General features: G+C 71.0%; 20 protein-coding genes. 9 read left to right on the top strand and 11 right to left on the bottom strand.

Annotation, left to right across the window (positions count from 1 at the left end; all coding sequences use genetic code 11):
* Positions 1-112 precede the first annotated feature (112 nt).
* Entirely contained in the window at positions 113-2,209 is a 2,097-nt protein-coding gene (locus tag ACIRR9_RS38930) for an autotransporter (RefSeq protein ID WP_403762223.1), read from the bottom strand.
* 209 nt (positions 2,210-2,418) lie between these two features.
* Between ACIRR9_RS38930 and ACIRR9_RS38925 the strand changes: the two genes are divergently transcribed.
* Positions 2,419-3,828 carry an RICIN domain-containing protein gene (locus ACIRR9_RS38925; protein WP_403762220.1) on the top strand — a complete coding sequence of 470 codons (1,410 nt, stop codon included), beginning with the start codon at positions 2,419-2,421 and terminating at the stop codon, positions 3,826-3,828.
* A 19-nt stretch (positions 3,829-3,847) separates the two neighbouring features.
* Here ACIRR9_RS38925 and ACIRR9_RS38920 read toward each other — a convergent pair whose 3' ends face one another.
* Together ACIRR9_RS38920 and ACIRR9_RS38915 are read right to left on the bottom strand one after the other, a co-directional pair.
* Entirely contained in the window at positions 3,848-4,921 is a 1,074-nt protein-coding gene (locus ACIRR9_RS38920; protein WP_403762218.1) for a pectinesterase family protein, read from the bottom strand.
* 40 nt (positions 4,922-4,961) lie between these two features.
* On the bottom strand, positions 4,962-6,641 hold the full coding sequence (locus ACIRR9_RS38915; RefSeq protein WP_403762215.1) for a rhamnogalacturonan lyase B N-terminal domain-containing protein: 1,680 nt from the start codon (positions 6,639-6,641) through the stop codon (positions 4,962-4,964).
* A gap of 199 nt (positions 6,642-6,840) precedes the next feature.
* On the opposite strand from ACIRR9_RS38915, the gene ACIRR9_RS38910 reads away from it, so the two are divergent.
* Both ACIRR9_RS38910 and ACIRR9_RS38905 read left to right on the top strand, forming a co-directional pair.
* Complete coding sequence (locus ACIRR9_RS38910) at positions 6,841-7,908, top strand: rhamnogalacturonan acetylesterase (RefSeq protein ID WP_403762213.1); 1,068 nt, start codon at positions 6,841-6,843, stop codon at positions 7,906-7,908.
* A 75-nt stretch (positions 7,909-7,983) separates the two neighbouring features.
* A complete protein-coding gene (locus tag ACIRR9_RS38905) occupies positions 7,984-9,681 on the top strand; it encodes a DUF2264 domain-containing protein (RefSeq protein WP_403762210.1) in 1,698 nt (565 codons plus the stop codon).
* A gap of 148 nt (positions 9,682-9,829) precedes the next feature.
* Here ACIRR9_RS38905 and ACIRR9_RS38900 read toward each other — a convergent pair whose 3' ends face one another.
* From ACIRR9_RS38900 to ACIRR9_RS38890, 3 genes are read right to left on the bottom strand one after another with little or no spacing between them, the layout of a single operon-like run.
* The gene (locus tag ACIRR9_RS38900; RefSeq protein WP_403762209.1) at positions 9,830-11,215 is read right to left on the bottom strand and encodes a hypothetical protein; all 1,386 of its coding nucleotides are present in this window, start codon (positions 11,213-11,215) and stop codon (positions 9,830-9,832) included.
* 52 nt (positions 11,216-11,267) lie between these two features.
* Positions 11,268-11,948, bottom strand: a complete 681-nt coding sequence (locus ACIRR9_RS38895) for an alpha/beta fold hydrolase (protein WP_403762206.1) — start codon at positions 11,946-11,948, stop codon at positions 11,268-11,270.
* Positions 11,941-12,531, bottom strand: a complete 591-nt coding sequence (locus tag ACIRR9_RS38890) for a TetR/AcrR family transcriptional regulator (protein WP_403762203.1) — start codon at positions 12,529-12,531, stop codon at positions 11,941-11,943. Before ACIRR9_RS38890 ends, ACIRR9_RS38895 begins: the two co-directional genes overlap by 8 nt.
* A gap of 183 nt (positions 12,532-12,714) precedes the next feature.
* Here ACIRR9_RS38890 and ACIRR9_RS38885 point away from each other — a divergent pair, with 183 nt between their 5' ends.
* Positions 12,715-13,977, top strand: a complete 1,263-nt coding sequence (locus tag ACIRR9_RS38885) for an MFS transporter (protein ID WP_403762200.1) — start codon at positions 12,715-12,717, stop codon at positions 13,975-13,977.
* A 13-nt stretch (positions 13,978-13,990) separates the two neighbouring features.
* Here the strand turns inward: ACIRR9_RS38885 and ACIRR9_RS38880 are convergent, their stop codons facing one another.
* The 5 genes from ACIRR9_RS38880 to ACIRR9_RS38860 all read right to left on the bottom strand — a co-directional run bounded on the left by ACIRR9_RS38880 (position 13,991) and on the right by ACIRR9_RS38860 (position 19,381).
* On the bottom strand, positions 13,991-14,791 hold the full coding sequence (locus ACIRR9_RS38880) for an ABC transporter permease (protein WP_403762198.1): 801 nt from the start codon (positions 14,789-14,791) through the stop codon (positions 13,991-13,993).
* A gap of 5 nt (positions 14,792-14,796) precedes the next feature.
* Positions 14,797-15,600, bottom strand: a complete 804-nt coding sequence (locus ACIRR9_RS38875; protein ID WP_403762195.1) for an ABC transporter permease — start codon at positions 15,598-15,600, stop codon at positions 14,797-14,799.
* Between the two features lie 2 nt (positions 15,601-15,602).
* Positions 15,603-16,616 (bottom strand): ATP-binding cassette domain-containing protein, encoded by a 1,014-nt coding sequence (locus tag ACIRR9_RS38870; RefSeq protein ID WP_403762192.1) that lies wholly within the window; start codon positions 16,614-16,616, stop codon positions 15,603-15,605.
* Positions 16,617-16,798: 182 nt separating this feature from the next.
* Complete coding sequence (locus tag ACIRR9_RS38865; RefSeq protein WP_403762189.1) at positions 16,799-18,034, bottom strand: ROK family transcriptional regulator; 1,236 nt, start codon at positions 18,032-18,034, stop codon at positions 16,799-16,801.
* 93 nt (positions 18,035-18,127) lie between these two features.
* Positions 18,128-19,381: an FAD-binding protein gene (locus ACIRR9_RS38860; RefSeq protein ID WP_403762186.1), complete on the bottom strand. Its 1,254-nt coding sequence runs from the start codon at positions 19,379-19,381 to the stop codon at positions 18,128-18,130.
* Between the two features lie 151 nt (positions 19,382-19,532).
* Between ACIRR9_RS38860 and ACIRR9_RS38855 the strand changes: the two genes are divergently transcribed.
* The 5 genes from ACIRR9_RS38855 to ACIRR9_RS38835 all read left to right on the top strand — a co-directional run bounded on the left by ACIRR9_RS38855 (position 19,533) and on the right by ACIRR9_RS38835 (position 25,634).
* The gene (locus ACIRR9_RS38855) at positions 19,533-20,540 is read left to right on the top strand and encodes a hydroxyacid dehydrogenase (RefSeq protein WP_403762183.1); all 1,008 of its coding nucleotides are present in this window, start codon (positions 19,533-19,535) and stop codon (positions 20,538-20,540) included.
* A gap of 49 nt (positions 20,541-20,589) precedes the next feature.
* Positions 20,590-21,657: a LacI family DNA-binding transcriptional regulator gene (locus tag ACIRR9_RS38850; RefSeq protein WP_403762180.1), complete on the top strand. Its 1,068-nt coding sequence runs from the start codon at positions 20,590-20,592 to the stop codon at positions 21,655-21,657.
* Between the two features lie 100 nt (positions 21,658-21,757).
* Positions 21,758-22,432 (top strand): pyridoxamine 5'-phosphate oxidase family protein, encoded by a 675-nt coding sequence (locus tag ACIRR9_RS38845; RefSeq protein ID WP_403762177.1) that lies wholly within the window; start codon positions 21,758-21,760, stop codon positions 22,430-22,432.
* 58 nt (positions 22,433-22,490) lie between these two features.
* Entirely contained in the window at positions 22,491-23,834 is a 1,344-nt protein-coding gene (locus ACIRR9_RS38840) for a radical SAM protein (RefSeq protein WP_403762174.1), read from the top strand.
* 306 nt (positions 23,835-24,140) lie between these two features.
* Positions 24,141-25,634: a cellulose binding domain-containing protein gene (locus ACIRR9_RS38835; RefSeq protein ID WP_403762171.1), complete on the top strand. Its 1,494-nt coding sequence runs from the start codon at positions 24,141-24,143 to the stop codon at positions 25,632-25,634.
* Positions 25,635-25,704 lie beyond the last annotated feature (70 nt).

Here is a 25,704-nt window from a genome sequence, read left to right as displayed (position 1 = left end):
GGGGGGGGGGCCCCCACGGCCGCTTTTGAGGCGTGTGGCTTTGCGCGGCGGCTTGGGGGGGGGGGGGGCCCGCCCGCCCCCACCGGGCCCCCGCCCCCCCCCACCCGGCCCCTCACCCGGCGTGCCGCCCGCCCCCGCGGCGCCCCTTCTTCTGGGTACGCAGTCCCGCCGGGACCATCAGACCGCCGAGCAGCCCGAGGGCCAGGGCGTACGGCCACCAGCCGAAGGCCTCGGCCGAATCGGCGGCGCTGCGGGTGGTCACGGTCGGGGGAGCCGTGGCCGCCGAGCCGGCGGTGTCGGCCTTCGGGGTCGCCCTGGCCGTCTTCGCGGTCAGGACCACGTCGTTGCCGTCACCGCCCCGGTAGCTGATCCGGTAGACCGTGTCGGCCAGCTTGACCTCGGCGCCCTCGCGCAGGCCGTCGAAGGCGCCGGTGGTGCGGGCCGTGCCGGAGTGGTCGATCAGCGTGATGCTGCGGGCGGTGGACGTACCCGCGTCGGCCAAGTCCACCGCACCAGCCAGCGTGAGACGGCCCGTCACCTTCAACGGCTGCTTCCCCAGGACGAGTTCACCCTGCTTGTGCTGGGTGTAGTCCCCCTTCACCGTCACCCCGCTCGTCACCAGGCTGTCGTTGGTCACCGAGCCCCGCACCGTGCCCGTGCCGGAGAGCGCGGTGGCCACCCGCAGGCCCGCCGTGCCCACGTCGAGCAGCGCCCCGGCCGACGTCAGCCGGATCGCCCTGCTGTGCGCGAGCGTCGCCCCGGAACGCAGGGCCAGCGTCCCCTTGGCGACGGTCGTCGTCCCCGTGTACGACACCGAGCTCCCGGTGAGCGTGGTCGTCGCCCCGCCGGACTGGACGAGCGCCCCCGAACCGCCGACGTGCGCCAGTGTCACCGGAGTCGACGTGTTGCGGACGTACAGGGTGCCGTCGTTCGCGATCCGGCGCTGCTCCGTGCCGGTCAGCAGCGAGCCGTCGCCGCCGCGCGCGCCCGAACCCAGCCGGAGTACCGCGCCCTTCTCGATGGTCGTCGAGCCGTCGTAGTCCTGGGCGGCCGCGAAGGTCACGTCGTTCCCGCGGGTCCCCGCGATCACGATGTCCCCGGCGCCGGGCGCGGCCAGCGTGTCGTGGTAGCGGCCGCCGCCGATCGGGGCGCCCAGCGTCACGGGGCCGTTGTAGTCGAAGGTGAGCTTCGAACGACGGCCGCTCGCCGCGTGCAGGTTGATGTATACGGTGTCCTTCGTGCCCGGCATGAAGATCCGGTGGGTCGTCCCGTCGCCCCAGTGCACGTCGGCGCCCTCGATGTTGGTGCCCCGTTTGTTCAACTGATGGGGAATCGCCTGCCAGTTGAGGGAGGGCGCGCTCAGCGACGGGTCGGTGTCGCCGCCCCGGTCGCTGTAGCTGTACTGCCCGGTGAGCACCACCTTGCTGCCCGGCCGCGAGTGGACGTTGACGTCGCTGCCGTACTCCCGCTGGTAGAAGTTCTGGCGCAGGGTGACCGTCTGGTACAGCGGGGTGTCGATGATCCAGGAGCCCTGGTTGAGGATCGCCCGGGCGCTGGGCAGCGCCACCGGGTACTCGGGGCGGCCGACCGCCATCCCGGTGCCGTTGTCGATGACCCCGGAGAAGGGGTGGGTGCCCGCCAGGTCCAACGTGCCCCACATGTTGCGGGGTTGGGTGACCAGGCCCGAGCCGCTGATCGTGCCGATGTTGAAGGTGCGGGTCAGGGACAGCCGCAGGGTGCCGTCGACCCGGATGTTGAGCTGGTTCAGCCGGTAGCCGGGCGTGTTGTACGGGAAGTGGCCGAGCAGTCCCGTGCCGCCGCCCGTGCCGTACTGCAGGGTCGTACCGCGCTCGACGGTGATCGCCGGCGGGTCGGGGTTGGTGACGGTCGTGTACGGGTGGTTGCCGCCCTGGGTGCGCACGACCTGCCGCTGCCGGGACCTCGGCAGGGTGAAGTCGCTGTCCCTGGTGAGGACCAGGGTGCCGCCGCCGCGCACGGTGAGCGTGCCCTCGCCGTGGAAGACGCCGTCGTACGTCGTCGTCCCGGCCGGCACGGTGACGACCGTGTCGCCGGTGAGGGTCACGTCCCGGTCGGCGAGGACGTCGGCGGTGACGTCCCGGGCGCCGGAGGCGAGGGCCGGGGGAGCGGAGGCCAGCAGGGCGACGAGAGCGCCGACGGCGGCCACGGTGGTGTGGAGGTGGGTGCGCACGTGACAGGAGACGGCGGCGGACAGGCCCCGATAACAGAAAAACCGGCCCCGTCCGTGATCGGCTGGAAATCGCTTTCCCCCTTGTCACGTCAGACCCGTTGACCCACGCGTAACACACCCTTACCTTTTCGGCGATCACAACGTTCGCCATACCACATGCCGTTCGGAATCCCGAACCGCATGCCTTCCCCCCGAGGAGCGTGTGTGAGATGAGACGTGCCTACGCGATCCTGCTGTCCCTCTGTCTGGCGGTGATCGGTGCCCTGGCCACCGCGGGACCGGCCGCGGCCGCCTCCCAGACCGTCACCAACGGCACCCGGTTCACCGACACTTCGGGGAACATCGTGCACGCCCACGGCGGCGGGGTCATCAAGGTCGGCAGCTACTACTACTGGTTCGGCGAGGACCGCAACTCCGACAACACCTTCAAGTACGTGGACGCCTACCGCTCCACCGACCTGAAGACCTGGGAGTTCCGCAACCACGTCCTCACCCAGTCCTCCGCCTCCGAACTCGGCACCGCCTACATCGAGCGCCCGAAGGTCATCTACAACGCCTCCACCGGCAAGTTCGTGATGTGGATGCACAAGGAGAACGGCGTCGACTACAGCCAGGCCCGCGCCGCCGTCGCCGTCTCCGACACCGTCGACGGCACCTACACCTACCAGGGCAGCTTCCAGCCGCTCGGCCAGTACATGTCCCGGGACATCACGACCTTCGTCGACACGGACGGCACCGCCTACATGGTCTCGGCGGCCAACGAGAACGCCGACCTGCAGATCTACAAGCTCACCGCCGACTACACCGCCATCGACAGCCTGGTCGCCAACCCCTGGGCCGGCTCCAGCCGTGAGGCCCCGGCGCTCTTCAAGCGCAACGGCGTCTACTTCATGCTGACCTCGGCGGCCACCGGCTGGAGCCCCAACCAGCAGAAGTACGCCACCGCCACCTCGCTCGCGGGACCCTGGACCTCCTGGACCAACGTGGGCGACTCCACGGCGTACGGCTCCCAGACCGCCTACGTCCTCCCGGTCAGCGGCACTTCGGGCACCTCGTACCTCTACATGGGCGACCGCTGGGGCAACTCCTTCGGCGGCACCGTCAACGACTCCCGTTACGTCTGGCTGCCGTTGACCTTCCCGACCGACACCTCGATGTCGATGTCCTGGTACCCGGAGGTCTCCATCGACACCACCGCCGGCACGATCAGCGGCACCAGTGCCACGTACAACACCCTGATCGCCCGGCACAGCAGCAAGTGCGCCGACGTCCCCAACCAGTCCCTCTGGGAGGGCATCGCGATCAGCCAGTACACCTGCAACAGCGGCACCAACCAGAAGTGGTGGTTCAAGGACCTCGGCACCGGCTACTACGAGCTGATGGGCCGCGGCAGCTCGCTCTGCCTCCAGGAGAACTCCACCGACGTCACCCAGGAGGACTGCACCGGCGCCACCGCCCAGCAGTGGTCGGTGGTGACCTCCGGCTCCTACGTCAACATCAAGGCCCGCACGACCGGTGAATGCCTGGACGTGAGCGGCGCGTCCACAGCCAACTCGGCCGCCATCATCACGTACACGTGCAACAGCGGCACGAACCAGCAGTGGACGCGCGGCAGCTGAGCCGGAATCAGCTGATGGATCAGCCGACGGGATTCCAGCCGTCCGTGCCCGCCAGGTACTTCCGGGCCGTGTAGCTCGCGGCCTGCGAGTCGGTGAGCTGCGGGCGGTTGGAGTTCACGCCGGCACCCGCCCCGGTGTTCTTGTACTCGAAGAAACGGGCGTTCTTCCAGGAGTAGCCGCTCATGTCGGTCCACGGTCCGGCGGTCTTCACGGCCGCCGGCAGGGAGGTCTGGCGGATCACCAGCTGCCCGACGGCGTCCGCTGACGGATGCCAGGGGCGGCCCAGGTAGTAGGTGTTCGCCGCCGCGGAACTCGTGATGCTGCTGCCGGTGACCAGGATGCCGTACGTCTTCGCGGAACTGGTGTTGGGCGCGGAGAGGAAGCCGTTCTGGCCGCCCGCCGCGGCGCCCGAGTCGCGCAGCTGGATGTTCACCCGGTCGTAGACGGCCGTCGCGTTCCCGAAGACGAAGTCGACGTCCCCGGTGACGAAGGACGAGTAGAAGTACTGGCGGTACTGGCCGGTGGCGGACGGCGCCCAGTTCAGCACGGTGTCCTGGCGGCTGATGAAACGGTCGTTGCGGAAGGTCTGCCGGTCGCCCTGCGCGGTCACGGCGACGGCCTGGGTGTCGGTGATGTCCGGGTGGGCGTCCTTGTCGAAGGTGTTCTGGACCGTCAGGCCGGTGACGGTCAGGTTGTTCGCGGAGAAGGTCGCCACCGAACTGCCCAGGGTGCCGTACTTGTTGCCGCTGGCGTCGGTGTAACCGGCCGCGCGGTCATAGGTGATGACGACGTCCTCGGCGTTGCCGCTGGCCCCCCTGAGGGTCAGCCCGGTCTTGGTCGTCGGGACGTTGACGATCTCCTGGTACGTGCCCTTGGCGATGGAGATCGTGTCACCGGCGGAGGCCGCGTTCACCGCCGCCTGGACGGTGGTGTACATCCCGGAGCCGTCCTTGGCGACGGTGAGGGTCGACGCGGCCTGGGCCTGCCCGGCCAGGGACGCCGCGGCGAGCCCGAGGGCCGCCGCGGCGCCGGTGACGAGCGCCACGGGCCGGCGCCGGGCGTGGGTGGGGGATTGCTCGTTCGAGGGGGTCATGCCCCCAGGTCGCCGCCCGGCCCAGGAGGGTTGCCGTGGTTCAGGCCAGCAGGTCGATCGCGTCGATCGAGGTGCCGGCGCTGAGGAAGGACGTCGTCCCTGAGCCGCTCGCCACGTAGATCTTCAGCGTGTTGTACGAGCTGGTGTCCGTCAGCCAGGCGGACGCCGGGACGCTGTAGGTGAACGTGTTGTTGTTGCCCCGGTAGGAGCCCACGGTCAGCGACCGGGTGCTCGGCTGGGTGGGTGCGGCGGGGACGGCGGAGGTCCAGGTGTCGTTGACGACGACCTGCGGCCGACCGTTCGCGTAGGCCGTCGTCACACCGATCCTGAGGGTGTGCGCGGCGGCGGCCTGGGCGGCCGTCAGCTTGAAGTACACGATGATCCCGCTGTTGACGTCCTTCCACAGGTAGCAGGGGAAGGACGAGGTCTCGGTACCGCTGCCGATGACCACGTTCCCGGTCCAGGACGAGGCCCGTACGTCCGACGGATGCGCGTACGTCATCAGGTCGGCGTTCTTGAACCCGCTCGGTGTGCCGTCCCAGTTGTTGATCCGCCAGATCGCCGAGGCGTTGCTGGGATCGTTGGAGGACGCGATCGCGATCGTGTTGAGGGTGGTCGTGGCACCCGCCGTCACGGTCACCGAGCCGGTGTAGACGGCCAGTTCGCCCTTGAAGACGGTGAGGGTGTACGCCCCCGGCAGTACCCCCGCGATCGAGAAGTAGCCGTCCGACGAGCGCGCCGAACCCCAGTACTGCGCACCCGAGTTGGCGAGCCCCACCGTGTACGCGTACGCCGTGTCCCGCCCCGAGATGCCGACGCCCGCGACCCGGCCGCGACCGCTCGCGGACACGTAGCCGGAGATGCCGAGCGAGTCCGCCCAGGAGGTGGTGAGGGTGCCCGCGTACAGCGAGGAGGAGGGCGCGCCGCCGTCCGTGAAGGCGATGACGTACGGGCCCTGGAGGCCGAAGCGCTCCGATTCGGTCTGGTTCTCGCCGTAGTACAGGATCTCGTACAGCCCGCCGCCGTCGGCGCTCTGGTGGCGCAGCAGCGAGCGGTAGAACGGGCCGCCGGACGCCTTCTCGTGGTTGCTGCGCACGATCCACAGGCCGACGCTGCCGGTCGTCCAGCCGATGTAGTTGTAGTCCATCACCCGCAGCTTCGAGTAGTGCTTGGCGCGGGTCTGGCCGTCGGACTTCTCGAAGATGTCCGCGGACTCGATGACGGTGGGCGCGTAGGTGTAGGAGTCCGGCTCGTCGTTGAGGAACAGGCCGGCCTGGACGCGAGCGATGTAGCGGGTCGCGGTGACCGAGTCGTCGGCCTTGTTGGTCCACAGGTACACGTTGTTCTCGCCGCTGCGGGCCGCGTAGTAGTGCTTCAGCGTGCCGTACGCGACCGAGATCAGGATCGTGGAGCCGGACTGGGCGATGGTCACCGTGGAGGTGCCGAGGCCCGACTCGACGTGCGAGTTCTTGCCGCCGTAGCCCTGGTACTCGGTGCCCTTGTAGGCCAGCGAGGTCAGATCGCCGTTGGTCTTGCTGACCTTGAAGACGAGGCTGGCGCCGGTGTCGACGACGTAGTTGGAGCCGTCGTCCGACCAGCCGAAGCTCGCGGCCGAGGCGCTCGTCGCCAGCGGTCCGGCCAGGGCCGCGGTACCGGCGGCGGCCGCGCTGCCGAGGACGAAGGTACGGCGTCCGAGCGATCTCCCGTTGGATCCGGACATGGGGGTGCCTCCTTCGGTGGGGCGGGGGTGCGGGTGTCTGTGAGAGTGACAGTTGAATCGATTTCGCGAAAGGGCTTTCGCCTTCATGGAGTTGGCAATCTTGTGAAAACGGTCCAAGGTCTAGAAAGCGCTTGTGAGTGACGGTACGGTCCCCGCCAGGCCCTGTCGGAGTGACTGTCCCGTGACGGAGGAGTCCCGAGTGAGACGTTTCAACGGTGTTCGCGTCACTGCCCTCGCGGCGGTCGTCCTCGGCGCCTGCCTGACGACCGCTCCCGCCGCCCAGGCCCACGACCGGAAGCCGCCGCCCGGCATGCTCGGCATCGAGAACTGCACCGCGACCGCCTGCCACTTCGACGTGCCGCCCGGCGACTACGACGTGACGGTCCGGCTCGGCGGCGACACCGCGTCCAGCACCAGCATCAGCGGCGAGACCCGCCGCTCGCTGCTGCCGGAGACCGCGGCCGCGGCCGGGCAGCGCGTCACCCGCGCCTTCACCGTCAACGTCCGCACCCCCGAGGGCGAGCCGACCGGACCGGACGGAACTCCCGGCCTCGACCTGGCGATCGGCGGCTCCGCACCCGCCCTCGCCGACATCCGGGTCACCGCGGCCGCCCGGCACACCCGGCAGCTCTTCCTCGTCGGCGATTCCACCGTCTGCGACCAGCCCGCCGCCCCCTACACCGGCTGGGGCCAGCAACTCCCGCAGTTCCTCCGCAAGGGTGTCGCCGTCGCCAACTACGCCGCCTCCGGCGAAAGCACGGTGACCTACCTCCAGAAGCCCCAACTCTGGAGTACCGTCCAGCCGTTGATCCACCCGGGTGACCTGGTCCTGATCCAGCTGGCGCACAACGACAAGACCACGGACGAGGTCACGTACCGGACGAATCTGGAGACCCTCGTCGCGGGCGTACGGGAGAAGGGCGGGCGGCCGGTTCTCGTCACGCCGATCGTGCGCCGCTGGTTCAACGCCGACGGCACACTGAACAATGACATCGCGCTTCTGGTCAACGGGCTCGGCGTCAATCATCCTGAGGTGATCCGCTCGGTCGCCGCCGCCGAGGACGTTCCGCTGATCGACCTGACGGCGAAGACCAAGGCGCTGGTGGAGTCCCTCGGCGTGGAGGGCTCCAAGGCGCTGTACCTGTACAACGAGAAGAAGGACAACACGCACACCTCCGCGTACGGCGCGACCGTCTACGCAGGCCTGGTGCGCGACGCGCTTCTCGCCCAGCACCTGGTGCCCCGGGGCACCGTGCGGGTGGGATGAGCCCCTGGGGCGCCCCGACCGGAACCGGGGCGCCCCAGGTTCGAACGTCGAACGGCACGAGCGGAAAGAGTCCCGATGCAGCTGCCTCCCGAGGACCGCGGTCCCAGCCCGCGCACCGGCTACACCCGCGCCCACTGGGAGGCGGCGGCCGACGCGCTGCTGGCCGCCGTGGAGCCGTACGCCAGCGCGGACCGCGCCCTCTACCACTTCCCCGGAGACCACGGCAGCTGGTCCGGCCGCCTCTCCGACGGCCTGGAGGGCTACGCCCGCACCCTGCTCCTCGCCGCCTTCCGTCGCGACGAGACCGCCCTGCAGCGGTACGCGGACGGCCTCGCGGCCGGCGTGTCGGGAGTCTGGCCGCGCATCGAGGACCGCAGCCAGCCGCTCGTCGAGGCAGCCTCGATCGCCCTCGCCCTCCGGCTGACCCGCCCGCTGCTCTGGGACCGGCTGGACGACGCCGTACGACAGCGTGCGGCGGCCTGGCTCGCCGACGCGCTCACCGCCGAACCCTGGCCCTGCAACTGGGAGTTGTTCCCGGTGACGGTCGGCGGCTTCCTGGCCGGGATCGGCCACGAGACGGAGGCCGCGCACAAGGCGGTCGACCACGGCCTGGCCCGCATCGAGGAGTGGTACGTCGGCGACGGCTGGTACACCGACGGCGACGGCCGCAAGTTCGACTACTACAACGGCTGGGCGATGCACCTCTACCCCGTGCTGCACGCCTGGCTCGCCGACGACACGGACCTGCTCGACCTGTACGGCGGCCGCCTGGAACGCCATCTCGCCGACTACGCACGCCTGTTCGGCGGCGACGGCGCCCCCATGCACCAGGGCCGCTCCCTGACCTACCGTTTCGCGACCACGGCCCCGCTGTGGCTGGGCGCGCTCACCGGCCGTACGCCCCTCGCCCCCGGGGAGACCCGGCGACTGGCCTCCGGCGCCCTGAAGTACTTCCTGGACCGGGGCGCGGTCGACGGACGAGGCCTGCTGACCCTCGGCTGGCACGGCCCCGACGCGGCCGTCCTGCAAGGCTATTCGGGCCCCGCCTCCCCCTACTGGGCGAGCAAGGGCTTCCTCGGCCTGCTGCTGCCGCCGGAGCACGAGGTGTGGACGGCGACGGAGGAGCCGGGGCCCGCGGAACGCACGGACGCGGTCACGCCGATCACCCCCGCCAACTGGCTGCTCCAGTCGACGCGTTCGGACGGCGTGGTGCGCCTCCACAACCACGGTAGCGAGGACGTCCGCTACGACCCCTACTACACCCGCCTCGGCTACTCCACCGTCACTGAGCCCTCGCCGTCGTACGACAACAGCGTGATCGTCGGAGACGACCCGAGCCGGACGGAGATCGAGCCGCTGGGCGTGGGGGAGGGCTGGGCGGCCTCGCGGCACTCGGCCGGTTCGGGCGCCCGGGTGACGAGTGCCGTGCTGGTGCGCGGGGCCGCGGAGGTGCGTGCCTTCCTCGTGTCGGGCGCCGAGCCCGGGACGTCGGTGCGAGTGACCGGCTGGGCCGCCCGGGAGGGCCTCCGGGCGGAACTGCTCCCCGCCGTGGGCCTCGACGACACGCTGACCGGGGCCACGGGGGAGGGCGACACCCTGTTCGTCGCCCTGAGCCGGCTCACCGGGGCGGCGGATGCGGAGCCACTGGGGGACGCGGTGGCCGTACGCGCGGACGGGGAGCGGGAGTTGACGGTGCTGTGGAGCGAGGGTCCCGGCCTGCGGGTCCGGTGGCAGGGGTCCGGCGTGGATGTGGAGGACATCGCGCGGGACTGAGCCGCCTCGGGCCCCGAGGCGGACTTCCGGCCTGGTGGAACAGCTCGGTCGCGGCGCCTTGGGACCGCCGAGTGGCCGGCCGCCGATCCGGCGCGGCCCGTGAAGGTCGTGCGCCGGATGGCGGAGGCACTCGGGACAGCGGCTCACGTCACGGCGTGAGGCGGGCGATCCGTAGGGTCGTCGTGGTCGGTGACGATCCGGTGAGCGGGGTGCCGTAGGTCGGGGTGACGGGCGCGTAGGCCCACGTGAGGGAGCCGTCCTTGAGGACCGCGATGTCGCCGGTGATCCGGGCGCTCACCACGTTGTCCGCGCCCACGAACCTGCCGGTCCAGTCGACGAGTCGCAGATGCGTTCCCGTGAAGGTGCCGGTGCAGGTGCCCGCCGAGCACTTGGCGTTCTTCAACGACTCCCAGGAGACCAGGAGCTTGTCCTTGCCGTACGGCGCGACGTGCACATTGACGTTCTCGACCGTCCTGGCGCTGGTCAGGTAGATCGCCTTGCCGGGGCCGGAGTTGCGGTTCTTCAGGATGGCGATCGCGACCTGGTGGGTGGCGGCCTTCGGGGTGACCGACCAGCCGCGGCCGCTGCTGTCGGCGGAGTTCTTCTTGGCGGAGGCGGCGCCCCGGGAGGCGAACGCGGTGGCGTACCTGCCGGTGGACGACTTCACCAGGTCGCCGGTGCGGCTGGGGAAGGTACCACCGCAGTACCCTGCCCAGCACTGCTCCCGCTGGACGACCGGGGCCACGTCCGGGGCACCGATGCCGGTGGAGACGAACAGGCCCGAGCGCCAGTCGTCGAAGCACAGGGAGGTGAAGGCGCCGGAGGTCTCGGCGTGCAGGGCTATGCCCTCGTTGTGGCTGCAGCCCCAGCTCCAGCCGCCGCTCAGCTTCGTGCCCTTGGCGCTGACGTACGACAGCTTGTCGCCGTAGTGCCCGTCGGCGAAGCCGCCCGCGCCGTGCACCACGAAGTAGGCGCCGTACTTGCTGCCGTTCCAGGTGAGCTGCCCGTCGAGGGTCGGGGAGGTGTCGTGGCTGGCGGTACCGGTGAGCTTGGTGGACCAGGTCTTCTTCCCGCCCGTGTAGCGGACGATGGCGGCGGCCGTGTCCTTCCACTTGTTGGTGTCGGCGACCCGGGTGAGCAGGGCGAAGCCGTCGTTGTGGGCGACCAGTCCGCCGACCTCCTTGGCGCCCTTGACGACGGTGTCGGCTCCGGACCGCTTGCCGGCCGTCGTGAGCGGGGTGACATGGACGCCGTCGGCGGCGGGCCAGGCGACCCGGATGGTGCCGTTGGGGGCGACCGCCGTGGCGGTGCGGTTCCACTCCCGGGTGTTGTTGTAACCCGCGGAGAGATAGGGGTACTTGGCGCTGAGGGCCACCGCCGTGGACGTGACCTTGAGGTCCGGGGTCGGGGCCGCGCCGGCGGTGCCGGCGTACCAGGCGCCGGCCAGCAGTCCGCCGGCCGCGAGGGCGCCGATCGCCGGCTTGCGGAAGGCGTGGACCCGGCGGTGACGTGTGGTGCGTGGTGCGGTTGTCATGCCCTGTGGTTGCCGCCGGCGTCCGGAAGGTTGCCCTGCCGGGGCCGGGTTCTCACTCCGCGAAGATCTGCGCGATCCGGTCCGCGAACGAGCCGGGGTGTTCGAGGGTGCCAAGGTGGCCGCCGGGAAACTCGGTGAAGGTGCCGCCGGTGTGCCGGGCGATGGACTCCGCCGTCCGGTGCAGGAGTTGACCGCGGGAGTCGGTGCCCGCGGCCACGGTGAGGCGGGGCAGGCCGGCCTGCGGCCGGTAGGTGGTGAACGGGCAAAGGACATGGGCGAGGAAGACGGAGAACGGCGTCACCTCCCCGGAGTCCGGCCGTCCGCCGTCGAGTTGCCCGATCAGTTCCGCCCGCAGACGGTCGCCGTCCGGCAGCAACGTGACGCACGGCGGCTCATGGGCGATGACGTGCCGCAGCCGGGCGGGACGGCGGGCCAGCAGGTCGAGGGCGGCGATACCGCCGGCGCTGGTGCCGAAGACGTACGCCGAGTCCCCCTCCGCCAGCACCTCCTCCAGCACCCGGTGCGCGCCCTCGCTCCAGTCCGTGACGCGCTGGTCGGCGAACGTGTCGCCCAGCCTGCCGTGGGCGAGGCCGAGGGGGTCGTAGGTCACGACAGTGAAGTGCGGTGCCAGGTGCTCCGTGAGAGGGCCCAGGCCCATGGGGTGGCCGGCGCCGCCCGGGATGACCAACAGGACGGGGCCGCTGCCGGTGACGTCGTAGTACAGGTCAGACACGGTGGTCGTGCTCCTCTCGGGGCCAGTGTTCGAGTGCGATGTGCAGGGCGTCGATCGCCCGGTCCCAGGAGGCGCGGACGTCCCGCGGCGCGTTGAAGCCGCCGCCGGCCTCCAGGGCGCAGTAGCCGTGGAAGGCGGCGCGCAACAGGCGTACGGCGTCGGTGAGATCGGGCTCGGCCAGGCCATAGCCGCGCAGCATGCCGTAGGTGATCTCCACCGTGCGGCGCATGGCGGGGGCGTCGGGGTCGACGAGCGTCGGGTCGATCCGGATCTGGGTGGCCGCGTAACGACCCGGGTGGGCGAGGGCGTACGCGCGGTACGCGCCGGCGTAGGCGGCCAGCGCGTCCTTGCCGGAGAGCCCGGCCACCGCCGTGGCGATGCCGTCGATCATCTCGCCGCCGGCGAGCAGCGCGAGCCGGTGACGCAGGTCCTGGAGGTTGCGGACATGGGAGTACAGACTCGCGTCCTTCACGCCGAACCGGCGGGCCAGCGCGGACAGTGAGACCTGCTCGAAGCCGACCTCGTCGGCCATCTCGGCCGCCGCCGCGACCAGCCGGTCGGCGGTGATTCCGGCACGGGCCATCCGACACCTCCCTTGGGTTCCTAGGCTGAATCCTAGAGTCCCTAGGTTTGGCTGGCCAGGCGATTGTTCGCGGCTCGCCGGGGCGAGGGATGCCCGCGACCGTCGGCATTCTCCTTGCGGGGATTCGTCCCGTACCGGTCGTCATCGCGCGGAGCATAGGGTTGCCGGGACGGAAGGGGAGCCGTGACACACGAGGCGCGGCGCGTGGCACGGGCGGCGGCGCGGGAACGTACAGCGAAGGCCCGACCCCTTTGGAGACAGCGGGACTTCGGTTTCTTCTGGCTCGCTCAGACACTGTCCGTCCTCGGGGACTCCTTCAGTCTGATCGCGCTGCCCCTGCTGGTTCTGCAGGCGACCGGCTCGGTGGCCCGGATGGGACTGCTCACCGGCGTCGGCGGCGCCGCGATGGTGCTGGCGGCTGTCTTCGCCGGTGTGGTCGTGGACCGCGTCGACCGCCGGAAGCTCCTCATCGCCTGCGACCTGGTCCGCATGGCCCTCTACGGACTGGTCCCGCTGGTCTGGCTCGCCGGACCGCGACTCTGGCTCCTCTATGTCGTCCTGCCCTTGTGCGAGGCCGTCGGCATGCTCTTCGCCGTCGGGTACGTCACCGTCGTCCGCGGACTCGTCGGCACCGGCCGGATCACCGAGGCGAACGGCAGGCTGAACGCCACGGCCGCCGCGGCCGGTGTCCTGGGGCCGCTCGGCGCGGGCCTGGTGGCCGCCTGGGCCGGACCGGCGAACGCGGTGGCCGTGGACGCGGCCAGCTACGCAGTCTCGGCCGCCTGCCTGCTTCTCGTACGGCTCCGGGAGCGTGCCGAGGACGACCGTGCACCCAAGGACACGAGCGTGTGGCGCGACCTGCGCACCGGGATCTCGTACCTCGTCCGCCACCCCGTCCTGCGCTCGCTCACCGGCCTTCTCGCCGTCTTCAGCTTCCTCAGCCTCGGCATCAACGACCTGCTCATCTACCACCTCAAGCACGACCTCGGCCATGGCGACGGCACGGTGGGCACGGTGCTGGCGGTCGGCGCCGTCGGCACGATCACCGGGGCGCTGCTGGTCGCCCGGCTCCGCCGCCGGCTGGGGTTCGGGCCGACCTGGATCGGTGCGACCGCGGTGTGCGGGCTGGCCTTCGCCGGGCTCGGCTGGACGCGCACGGTCCCCGCCGTGGCCGCCCTGAGCGCGGTCTACCTGGCCTGTGTGGGCGTGGCGGGCACCTGCTCCATGTCCCTGCGCCAGGAGATCACCCCCGAGCCGCTGCTGGGCCGCGTCACCTCGGCGCACTGGACGCTCCAGTACTCGGTGGCCCCGGTCGGCGCGGCCGTCCTCACCTGGGCGGCCGAGTGGTACGGCACCGCCCATGTGGCCGCCCTGGCCGGGGCCTGCTGCGCCCTCGTCGCCCTCGCCGGCCTGTGCACCCCGATCCGCGGCGCGGGCCGCACCTGACAGCGCGGGAGGATCAGCCGTTCACCCCCGTGTAGTGGTCCAGCGCCCAGCGCCACAGCAACCTCGCGGCCAGGTAGGCGAGCAGGCCCAGCAGCGGTGAGCTCGCCGCCAGCCAGTACGGGGCGCCGGTGCTGTGGCCGTGGCCGGTGAGGACCGCCGCCGGGAAGTACGCGACGAAGGCGAGCGGGAGGCCGAAGGTGAGGAAACCGCCGACCGCCTTCGGGAGGACGTTGAGGGGGTAGCTGCCGAAGGTGCCGAGGAGTTCCTCCAGCCAGCGGCCCCAGTAGTCGGCGGCCGGGAAGCGCAGCGAGGCCGAGGCCACCACCGTGAACAGGGCCGCCTCCAGCAGCATGCCGCCGAGGACCGCGGCGATCAGGTACGAGATCCGCCCCGCCGTCCAGTCCAGGTGGCTGCGGCTCAGCGCGCCCGCCATCAGGCCCACCGCCACCGTCAGGTCGCCGATCGCGTTGGTCGGGAAGAACTGGAGCTGGACCTGGCGGTAGACCGGCATGGGACGCAGCAGATACGCGTCGATCTTGCCTTCCTGGATGTGCTGGCCCAGACCGTGCACCCGGCCGAGGAAGAGCACGAACAGGCCGTGGGCCAGCATCCGGGTCGCCGGGATGAGCAGGACGTCCGAGCTGTCCCAGCCGCCCATCCCGGTGAACCGGGTCAGCAGCACGGTCGCGAACACGATCACCGACACCTGCCAGACCGCGCCGACCGCGATCATCATCAGGAACTCGGCGCGGTACTCCAGCTGGGCACGGAAGTTGAGCTGGGTGATCCGCCACATGATCCGTAGGGCGTTCATGGACGTCAGCCTCCCTGGGATACGACTCGACGGGCGGCGCGCCGCCACAGGAACCGGGTCAGCAGGCACAGCGCGACCACCCAGGCCGCCTGGACGCCGAGCTGGAAGCCCGCCTCGGACAGTGGAATACGGCCGACGTACAGCGACAGCGGCACGTTCAGCGTGGCCTGGAAGGGCAGGAAGGAGCTGAGCGTCAGGAACCAGTGCGGGAAGAACCAGAGCGGGGCGTACACCCCGGACATCAGGTTCTGCGCGAAGATCAGGATCAGCAGGGCCGCCGTGTTGCGCATCGTCCAGAAGCACAACTGGTTGATGAGCAGCATGATGTAGTGCAGGACCCACTGGCCGAGGAGGAGGCTGAGGGCGAACACACCCGCCACGGCAGCCGACTCGGGGGGTACCACGACACCGGCCGCCAGGCAGATCAGGTATCCGGTCAACGCCCAGGCGAGACCGTACAGTTGCTCGCCCAGTGCGCGCAGCCCGTAGTAGCGCTGCGGGGAGAGCGGACGCAGGTACCAGTAGACGATCGTGCCGTAGTACATGTGCTGCACGATCGTGTCCCGGGCCGCGTACTGGTCCAGCTCACGCAGCCGGGAGGCCAGTACGGCCAGTACGGCGAAGGTGACCGCCTGGTCCCGGGAGAGCCCGGCCGTCGTACCGGTCCGGGCGTACAGGCCGTGCCACAGGGACGCGACCAGCACCACCTGCACGGTCAGCCGCAGCAGCGCGGCGGTGATGCGGGGCGGGGTGTACAGCTCGCCGAGCGGGGTGACCCGGGCGGCGCGCCAGGCGTACGTCAGTGCCATCGTCACACCGCCTCGGCCTTGGCCGCCGACCTGGCCTCGGCGTAGGCCGCCCGCATCACGTCCTCCAGGTCCGCCTCGTCCACCGCCACGCCGGTCACCTCGTACCGCTCGATGACCAGCTTCAGCGCCTCGTGGACGGTGGGCGCGGCCGAGCCGTCCGGGCCGAACACCACCTGCGGCCCGTCCCGGCGCACCAGTGTGATGCCCGGCAGCGGGCCGACCGGGGTGTGCGGGTCCGCAAGGGTGGCCCGCACCTGCCAGGTCGAGCCGAAGTCGCGGCGGATCTCGTCCAGGGTGCCGTCCAGCACCAGCCGCCCGTGGTTGACCAGCACGACCCGCTCGGCGAGCCGCTCGACCTCGGTCATGTCATGGGTGGTCAGCAGCACGGTACGGCCGCGCTCGGCCACCTGGTACCGCAGGAACTCGCGGACCTGCTCCTTCACCACCACGTCCATGCCGATGGTCGGCTCGTCCAGGAAGACCACCGGCGGATCGTGCAGCAGCGCGGCCGCGAGGTCGCAGCGCACCCGCTGGCCGAGCGAGAGGTGCCGCACCCGGGTGTCCCAGAAGGCGGAGAGCTCCAGCAGGTCGTCGAACTCGCGCAGCCGGGCCGCGTGTTCGGCCTTCGGTACCTCGTAGATGTCCCGCAGGATCGCGAACGACTCCCGTACCGGCAGGTCCCACCACAGCTGGGTCCGCTGCCCGAACACCGCCCCGATGTTGCGGGCGTTGCGTTCCCGCTCCCGGTACGGCACCACGCCCGCGACCCGGGCCTCGCCGGAGGTCGGGGTGAGGATCCCGGTGAGGATCTTGATGGTGGTCGACTTGCCGGCGCCGTTCGGGCCGAGCAGGGCGAGGAGTTCGCCCGGGGAGACGTCGAAGGTGATGTCGGAGACCGCGTGTTTCTCGACCCGCTCGGGGTTGACCAGGGACCGCAGGGCGCCGGTGAAGCCCGGGCGCCGGACGGTGGTGTGGAAGGTGCGGGACAGTCCGCGGACCTCGATGCTTCCGGCCACGCCGGGGCCTCCCTCGTTCCGTGCACGACGTACGGCCGGCCGGTTTGGGAGGCCGACCGGCCGCGGATACGTCTCGACGGTCGCAGAGCGCCGAATAGCCCGGCAATGGATTAATCGACCCGCGATTTGGACTTATTCGATCACCGGGAGGGCGCTCCCGGACCCGGGAGGACGGGCGCTGGTCAGCGCGAAGACGGCGCGGTACGGCCCGTCCGTCCCCCGTTCCGCAGCCCCACCGACCGCAGGGCGCCCTCCAGCGCGAACGTGGCCGCGCCCAGGCACACCGGGTCGGTGGGGATGGGGGAGAGGACGATCTCCATGGCGGCGAACGGCCGCCCCAGCGCGTGCCGCCGCACGGCCTCGCGCACCTCGTCGAGGAGCGGTTCGCCGAGCCTGCGGGCCACCCAGCTGCTGAGCACGACCAGTTCGGGGTTGAGCAGGTTGACCAGGTTGGCGATACCGGCGCCGATGTAACGGGCCGTGTCCCGGACCACCTGGAGGGCGACCGGGTCGCCGTCCGCCACGCCCCGGGCCAGCGCGTCGATGGTCGCCGTCTGGTCCTCGGGGTGCAGCAGCGGGCTCCGCGGGCTCGACTCCCGCAGATTCAGCATGATCCCGGGCGCACCGACGTACGTCTCCACACAGCCGTGGTTCCCGCAGTGGCACAGCCGTCCGTCCAGCACGAGCGTCGTGTGCCCCCACTCGCCCGCGCTGTTGCTGACACCCCGGTGCAGCCCCCCGCCGAGCGCGAGCCCGGCGCCGACACCCGTGCCCAGGTTCACCACCACGGTGTCCCCGCGCCCGCGCGCCGCCCCGAACCACTGCTCGGCCACCGCGCAGGCCCGCAGCGGATTGTCCAGATGGAGGGGGTAGGCGATGTGTTCGGAGAGCAGGGCCAGCAACGGCACGTCGTGCCAGTCCCAGTTGGGCGCGTACTCGGCGATCCCGGTGTCCCGGTCGACCTGGCCGGGCACGCTCACCCCGACGCCGAGGACCCGCGCCCCCTCGACACCGGCCTGCGCCACCACCGAGCCGACCGCCGCGGCGGCATGGCCCACCACCTGCTCGGGCCGGTTCTCACCGGGGCGGATGTTCTCCTCGGCGCGGGCCAGTACGTTCAACGCGAGGTCGAACAGCTCGACATGGACGTAGGTCTCCGCGATGTCGACACCGATCAGCGCGCCTCCCGACGCGTTGACCGCCACCAGCCCCCGGGGGCGGCCGCCCGCCGAGTCCTCGAAGCCGACCTCGGTGATCATCCGCAGTTCGAGCAGCTCGCCGACGAGGGTGGCGACCGTGGCCAGGCTCAGCCCGGTGACGGCCGCCAGCTCCTGCCGGGAGGTGGGCGACTCGGCGATGATGTGGCGCAGCACCTCGTAGCGGTTCGCGGTGCGGATGTCCCGTGATGTGTGCTTCACGCGGCGCAACGCTATGGGCTGCGAGGACTTTCGACAAGATATTAGGAAAAGGGTTTTATTAAGTCGCCCGCCCGTTCGGGGGTATCCAGTCCCTCACTCGCCCAGTACATCCTGTACGAAGGGGTTCGCGAACTTCCCACCGGGGTCCAGGGTCCGGACCAGGGACCGGAAGTCGTCGAGCCGCGGATAACGGCCGCGGAGCAGTTCGGCGGGGGCGGTGTACACCTTGCCCCAGTGCGGCCGCGGGTCGAACGGCTCCAGCGCCGCCTCCAGTTCACGCACCACCGGCAGTACGGCCGCCGTGTCGTCGGTCCAGGTGAAGTGCAGGGCGACCGAGTCCCGGCCGTGGGCGGGGCTGAGCCACTGCGGATCGGCGGCGATCGTCCGCACCTCGCAGGTCTGCAGTACCGGGGCGACCGTGCGCCGGATGCCGTCGACGGCATGCAGCGCGTCCAGCGCCGTCGACCGCGGCAGCAGGTACTCCGACTGGAGCTCGTCCCCGCTGCTCGGCGTGAACTCCGCGCGGAAGTGCGGGAGTCGCTCGTGCCAGGGCCCCGGCACCCCGAACTGCTCGGTGCAGTTGCGGCCCGGCATGCCCGGCACCGGGTGCATCGCCTCCGTCGCGGGCGCGGCCCAGTGGAAGTCCACGGCGGGCCGGTCGGTGCGCCGCTTCACCCACACCTGCCTGAAGCCCGGTTCCCGCCAGTCGGTGAACAGGCTCACGCTGTACGCGGCCCCGGACACGGCGGCGAAGTCCAGCCCTTCCAGGGGCAGTTCGACGTACACCGTCTGCTCGACCCGGTAAGCCGGCTCCAGCTCCAGGGTGAGCGCGGTGACGACACCGAGCGCGCCCAGCGAGGTCACGGCCCCGTCGAAGCCGGCGTCCCCGCGTGCCAGGGTCCGCGTCGAGCCGTCGGCGAGGAGCAGCTCCACCTCCCGTACCGGCGCCGCGAGCGACCCGTTGGCCACGCCGGAGCCGTGGGTGCCGGTGGCGACGGAACCGGCCACCGAGATGTGCGGCAGCGAGGCCATGTTGGGCAGCGCCAGGCCGTGCGCGTGGACGGCGCGGGCCAGTTCGGCATAGCGGACCCCGCCCGCGACCCGGACCGTACGGGCGGCCGAGTCCACCTCGATCGCGGAGGGCAGTTCGGCGATCGAGACCAGCACGCCCTCCGGGCCCGGATCGGCGATGCGGTTGAAGGAGTGCCCGCTGCCCAGCACCCGCACCCGCGCACTGCCGGCCACCAGGGCCCGGAGCGCGTCGAGCGAGTGCGGGCGGTGGAACTCCTTGGCCGTGTAGGTGATGTTGCGCGCCCAGTTGGTGACCGTCTGCACCGGATCCGTCATCTCTGTCGTCCCATCCGTGTCGTCCTCCGACGTCCTGCGTCGCACTCCGTCGTCCTGTGGGGAGTGCGTTTCCATTGACCCTCTCATTCGCCGAGACCTACGGTAGAGACCGGTTGCTATCCGCGCGTCACCGAGCCGGAAGGTCACTTCCTTGCCCGAGCGTCCCCAGGCACTGTTCGCCATGACAGCCGAGAACATGCCGCACATCTTTCCGCCGGAGGTGCTCGCGCGTCTGCGCGAGTGTGTAGAAATCGATCCCACTCTGGTGGCACACGACCTCACCGATCCCCGGGTACGGGAGACGCTCGCCCGCACCGAGGTCCTCGTCACCGGCTGGGGCTGCCCGGTCCTCGACGCGGCGGCCCTGGACGCGGCGCCCAGACTGCGCGCGGTGCTGCACGCGGCCGGCTCCGTGAAGGGGTTCACCACGCCCGAGGTCTGGCGGCGCGGCATCGTCGTCTCCTCGGCCGCCGCCGCCAACGCGCTGCCGGTCGCCGAGTACACCCTCGCGATGATCCTGCTCGCCGGGAAGGACGTCTTCGCCTTCCGTGACCTGCTGCGCACCCGCCGCACCTTCCCGTACGGCGACATCGTCCCCGGCATCGGCAACTTCCACCGCCGCGTCGGCATCGTCGGCGCCTCCCGCATCGGCCGCCGGCTGATCGAACTCCTGCGCCCGTACGACCTGGTGGTCAGCCTTGCCGACCCCTATGTCGACGAGGTGGAGGCGGCGCGCCTGGGCGTACCCCTGCTGCCGCTGGACGAGCTGCTGCGCACCTCGGACATCGTCACCGTGCACGCCCCGCAGACCCCCGAGACCAGGCATCTCCTCGGCGCCCGCGAACTCGCGCTGATGCCGGACGGATCCGTGCTGATCAACACCGCGCGGGGTTCGCTCCTCGACCACGAAGCCCTGATCGGGGAACTGCGTACCGGCCGCCTCGCCGCGATCCTGGACGTGACCGATCCCGAGCCGCTGCCCGCCGACTCCCCGCTCTTCGACCTCCCCAACGCCTTCGTCACCCCGCACCTCGCGGGCTCGCAGGGCAACGAGGTGGCGAGGCTCGGTCTCACCGTCGTGGAGGAGGCCGAGCGCCTGCTGGCCGGCGACGGTCTGCTGTACGTCATCGACCACTCGGTCCTGGAGCGGGCCGCGTGACGTCCGTCTCGTAGGGTGACCTGAACATGCGAGGAAGGGGAGCCGAGCGGTGGTGAAGAGAACGCAGCCGGCGCCGAACGGGGACGCCTCGACGGTGCGGGACGTGGCCGCGCGGGCCGGGGTGTCCGCGTCGACCGTCTCCCGGGTCCTCGGGGGCACCTATCCGGTGGCCACCGCGACCCGCGCCAAGGTCATGAAGGCGATGCGCGAGCTGGACTACGTGGTCAACGCGCATGCCCGCGCGCTCGGTGGCGCCACCAACAAGACGGTCGCCTTCGTCGTCGACGACGTCACCGGCCCCTTCTACGCGCACATCGCCCGCGGGGTCGAGGAGCAGGCCTCGGCGGAGGGCCGGCTCTGCATGCTCTGCACCACGCACGGCGACCCGAAGCGCATCCTCGCCGTCGTCGAGACCATGCGGGAGCAGCGGGCCGACGCGGTGATCGTGGTGGGCGGTGCCCTTGAGGACAAGGCCTACCACGACCGGATGACCCACTTCGCGCACGCCCTGGACCGGGCCGGTTCCCGGCTGGTGCTGGTGGGCAGGCCGCCGCTCGGCCCGGGCGTCCCGGCCACCGTCGTCGACTACGACAACGAGGGCGGCGCCTTCGCCCTCACCGGCCACCTCCTCTCCGGCGGCCATCGGCGCATCGCCTACCTCGGCCGCGTCCCGGGGCTGTCCACCAGCGCCCGGCGCATCGCCGGTTTCACCCGCGCCCATGAACTGCTCGGCCTCGCGCCGGACCCGGACCTGATCGTCGACGGCGTCTTCTCCCGCTCGTACGGCTACCAGGCGACCCGTGAACTCCTCACCTCCGGGAAGGAGTTCACGGCGATCTTCGCGGCCACCGACATGATCGCCACGGGTGTGATCCAGGCGGTGCGGGAGTCCGGCCGCCGTATACCGGAGGACATCGCGGTGGCCGGGTACGACGACATCCCGGTCGCCCGGGACGTCCACCCGACACTCACCACGGTCCATGTGCCCCAGGAGGAACTGGGGCGCGCGGCCGTCCGCCTCGCCCTGCACCGCGACGAGCTGCCGGACGGCCAGCATCTGGTACTGGGGACGCATGTGGTGCTGCGGGAGTCGACGCGACGTGCCGGGAGCAGTTGAGGGGCGGAGCCGGGCTGCGGATTTCGTCGCCCTGTGATGGGTTATTGCCGTAATCGGCAATGGTGTGGCCATTGTGCTGCGGTATCGGTAGCGTGCCGGTATGGCCACCGACTCGCTGCCTCCGCTCCTCCCCCGTACCGACCTCACCCGGCACCGCCGGCTGCGTGAGCAGGGCAGCCTCGACCGGGCCGATCTGGAGGCGATCCTGGACGCCGGGTTCGTCTGTCATCTGGGGGTGGTGGTCGAGGGGCGGCCCCTGGTCGTGCCGACCGTCTACGGGCGGGACGACCGGCAGCTGTATCTGCACGGCTCGGTCGCCAGCCGCAGCCTCGCGGGCGGGACCCCGGTGTGCGTCACCGTGACCCATGTGGACGGTCTGGTGCTGGCCCGGTCCGTCTTCGAGCACGGCGTCAACTACCGCAGCGCGATGATCCACGGCACGGCCCGCAAGGTGACCGACCCGGAGGAGAAGCTGGCGGGCCTGCGTCTGCTCACCGAACACTCGGCGCCGGGCCAGTGGTCGTACGTCCGCCGGCCCAACCGCAAGGAGCTGGCGGCCACCACACTGCTCGCCCTCTCCCTGGCCGAGGCCTCCGTCAAGATCCGTACCGGCGCCCCGGAGGACGGCGACGGGCCGGACGCCGAGCTGGGGCTCTGGGCGGGGGTGCTGCCCCTGACCTCGGTGTGGGGTACCCCGGTGACGGATCCCGCACTGGCCCCGGACACGGCCGTACCGGGACACATCGCGCGCCGAGAGGGGACCCGGCACGGCTGACGAACGAGCGGGGGCATACCGTGAGGAGTCGAACGCCTGAGCCGGGAGGAGACACGGGATGGGCAGCCGTACCGCGCTGGTCGAGGATCTGATGGAGAGGTTCCCGCACGTACCGAGGGAAGCCGTCTTCAAGGAGGACCTGCTCCGGGGCGGTGTGGCCTTCGCCCCCTCCGCGCTGAGCGACAACGAGAACGGCGAGGTCAAGCCGAAGTCGTACTTCATCTTCTCCTTCGACCACGGCACCCTGCCCGAACTGGGCGAGGCCGCGCTGCGCCGGCCGCCGGAGGAGATCATCCTCACCGGCGGGCCGTACGACCTGCGCCGGACCGTGGTGTCGGTGCGGGTGAACCCGACCTCGCCGTACCGGGTGGCCGCGGACGAGGAGGGCATGCTCGGGCTCTACCTCGACGGGAAGCGGATCGCCGACGTCGGGGTGCCGCCGATGCCGGAGTACTACCGGCACAAGCTCTCCAACGGGAAGTCCGTGATGGAGGTCGCCCCTACCATCCAGTGGGGTTACCTCATCTACCTCACCGTCTTCCGGGTCTGCCAGTACTTCGGCGCCAAGGAGGAGTGCCAGTACTGCGACATCAACCACAACTGGCGCCAGCACAAGGCGGCCGGACGGCCGTACACCGGCGTCAAGGACGTGGAGGAGGTCCTGGAGGCGCTGGAGATCATCGACCGCTACGACACCGCGAAGACGTCCACCGCCTACACGCTGACCGGCGGCGCGATCACCAAGACCGTCGGAGGGCGGGACGAGGCCGACTTCTACGGCCGCTACGCCAAGGCCATCGAGGAGCGCTTCCCGGGCCGCTGGATCGGCAAGGTCGTCGCCCAGGCGCTGCCGCGTGACGACGTGCAGCGCTTCAAGGACTACGGCGTGCAGATCTACCACCCCAACTACGAGGTGTGGGACGAGTACCTGTTCAAGATGTACTGCCCGGGCAAGGAGCGGTACGTCGGCCGCGACGAGTGGCACAAGCGGATCCTGGACTCGGCCGAGATCTTCGGCGCGCGCAATGTGATCCCCAACTTCGTGGCCGGTGTGGAGATGGCCGAGCCCTTCGGGTTCAAGACCGTCGACGAGGCCATCGAGTCCACCACCGAGGGCCTGCGCTTCTTCATGTCGCACGGGATCACGCCCCGGTTCACCACCTGGTGCCCCGAGCCGACCACCCCGCTCGGCAAGGCCAACCCGCAGGGCGCCCCGCTGGAGTACCACATCCGGCTGCTCCAGGCCTATCGTCAGACGATGGAGGACTTCGGTCTCTCCTCGCCCCCCGGTTACGGCCCGCCCGGACCAGGCCGTGCCGTATTCTCCGTGAGCTCCTTCATGGACAGCCTTCCGGCGCGGGAGACGGCCGACGAGTCGGTCGCGGAGCGGGCGGGGGCCTGATCCGAACCGGAGAGGTGCAGGAGACTCACGGGAACGGTGAGTCGAATGGTGGTCGCGGTCCGTACAAGAGGCCGGAGTTGTGGGTCGCGGCACCGGGCACGGTGCTGAGCACAGTGGTTGACGTGACACCGGGGACCGGTGGTAAGGGTGACGGGGCGAACCCGTGGCACGACCACCGGTATCCGGTTTTGAATATGCCGCTTGTCAGTTGTGCAGGAGACGTGAAAAGCTGCGGTCCTGCCGCGAGGTTCCCCCCAACTCCATGGCCAATATGGTGAGTTGACCTCGCTTTGGATGCAGGAGACCATGACCGACCTGCCGACCCCTCAGGACGCCGCCGAGGCAGCGCTGTTCTCCGAATGCTGGGACGCGGTGCTCTCCTACGCCGACCTGTGCACGTCCGGCTCTCTGACGGCCAATCAACTGGCCACCGAGGCTTTCGCGCTCGGTATGCGCGAGGCCCGCGACACGGACTTCACTCCCGGGCGCGGCACCGGACGGCGCGCCGCCCGGCTGCCGATGATCCCGCTGCTGCTCACCGCGGTCCGCAACACGGCCGCCGGCTGGGAGACCTCGGGACTCGGGCACAAACTCGACCCGGACCTCAGGCTGTGGCTCAACTCCGAGAAGGCCGCGCGTTATACGGGGCTGCCGCTGCAGCGGCCCGTCGCGCTGCGCGGCCTGCGGGACATGCAGGAGGCGGACGCCGAACTGCTGTGGCTGGCCGAGGTGGAGGCGTTGCCCCTGTCCTCCGTGGCGCGCCGACTCGGCCTCGACCCGGTCATCGCCGCCCAGGAGCTGGAACAGGTGCGCGCGCTCTTCCGGGACCGCTGCCACCGCGCCCACCTCGACACGCCGATGGACGCCGAGTGCCGCAGCTACGCCCGGCTCCTCGACGCGGTCACCCGGTCCTCGGCCGCCGACACGCCCGACGACCTCTCCCGGCACCTCGCCACCTGTGTGCAGTGCGCCGAGGCCGCCGCCTGTCTGCGGCTGCACGGCGGCGGACTGCCCGCGGCGCTCGCCGGCGGGGTCATCGGCTGGGGCGGCCTCGCCTACCTGGAGCGCCGCCGCCGCGCGGCCGAGGTCCGGCTCGGGGCCCGGCCGGGCGTCGCCGACAGCGACGGCGACCCCAAGGACGGCAGCGGCCGGAGCAAGGTGCTGCGGCACGGCCTGCTCGGCGCGGCGGTGCTGATCTCCCTGGTGGCGCTCGGCGTGTCGATGATGCCGATGGGCGGTGGCTCCGGCGACGACACGTCCGCGGCCTCCCACGACGACCGGCAGCCGGTCGCCGACCCCACCGCCGTCATCCCGTCCGCCGATCCGACCCCCACCGCCCACACGGCCTCTGCCGCCCCGTCCACCTCGGCGAGCGCGGGCAAGCCGGGCGACAACAACCCCGACCCGGAGCCCCAGGGCACCTCCACGCCGACGGCGAGCACCAGCCACAAGGCAGGCAACTCCGCCGGCCCGAGCCCGAGCGCGGCGGCGGCCACCTGCAAGGTCTCCTACGACCTGGTCAACCAGTGGAACGACGGCTTCCAGGCCACCGTGACCGTCACCACCACCCGGGCGCTGGCCGGCTGGCGGGTCCAGTGGTCCTTCCGGGACGGCCAGAAGGTCACCCAGATGTGGGACGCCAGCGTCAGCCAGAGCGGCGCCCAGGTCACCGCGGACGCCGCCTCCTACAACCAGTCGATCGCCGCGAACGGCACGCTGTCCTTCGGGTTCCTCGGCACCTGGAGCGGCAGCAACTCCTCGCCGTACGGCTTCACGCTGAACGGCGTCTCCTGCTCCTGAGCTGAGGCGTTCGTACAACCGGCGGCCGGAGGGACCCAAGAGGGCGGGTCCACCCGGCCGTTGACTGTCC

The organism is Streptomyces sp. NPDC101234 (assembly GCF_044767525.1).
In the GTDB taxonomy this organism is placed as follows: Bacteria; Actinomycetota; Actinomycetes; order Streptomycetales; family Streptomycetaceae; genus Streptomyces; species Streptomyces sasae.
The sequence above is the reverse complement of the archived record's forward strand: the minus strand, read 5'-3'. Positions and strand labels throughout refer to the sequence as shown.

Bases quoted from the DNA above. Each gene is read 5' to 3' on its own strand.
- ACIRR9_RS38925 (WP_403762220.1), top strand. From the start codon at position 2,419: ATGAGACGTGCCTACGCGATCCTGCTGTCCCTCTGTCTGGCGGTGATC.
- ACIRR9_RS38920 (WP_403762218.1), bottom strand. From the start codon at position 4,921: ATGACCCCCTCGAACGAGCAATCCCCCACCCACGCCCGGCGCCGGCCC.
- ACIRR9_RS38915 (WP_403762215.1), bottom strand. From the start codon at position 6,641: ATGTCCGGATCCAACGGGAGATCGCTCGGACGCCGTACCTTCGTCCTC.
- ACIRR9_RS38905 (WP_403762210.1), top strand. From the start codon at position 7,984: ATGCAGCTGCCTCCCGAGGACCGCGGTCCCAGCCCGCGCACCGGCTAC.
- ACIRR9_RS38900 (WP_403762209.1), bottom strand. From the start codon at position 11,215: ATGACAACCGCACCACGCACCACACGTCACCGCCGGGTCCACGCCTTC.
- ACIRR9_RS38890 (WP_403762203.1), bottom strand. From the start codon at position 12,531: ATGGCCCGTGCCGGAATCACCGCCGACCGGCTGGTCGCGGCGGCGGCC.
- ACIRR9_RS38880 (WP_403762198.1), bottom strand. From the start codon at position 14,791: ATGAACGCCCTACGGATCATGTGGCGGATCACCCAGCTCAACTTCCGT.
- ACIRR9_RS38875 (WP_403762195.1), bottom strand. From the start codon at position 15,600: ATGGCACTGACGTACGCCTGGCGCGCCGCCCGGGTCACCCCGCTCGGC.
- ACIRR9_RS38860 (WP_403762186.1), bottom strand. From the start codon at position 19,381: ATGACGGATCCGGTGCAGACGGTCACCAACTGGGCGCGCAACATCACC.
- ACIRR9_RS38845 (WP_403762177.1), top strand. From the start codon at position 21,758: ATGGCCACCGACTCGCTGCCTCCGCTCCTCCCCCGTACCGACCTCACC.
- ACIRR9_RS38840 (WP_403762174.1), top strand. From the start codon at position 22,491: ATGGGCAGCCGTACCGCGCTGGTCGAGGATCTGATGGAGAGGTTCCCG.
- ACIRR9_RS38835 (WP_403762171.1), top strand. From the start codon at position 24,141: ATGACCGACCTGCCGACCCCTCAGGACGCCGCCGAGGCAGCGCTGTTC.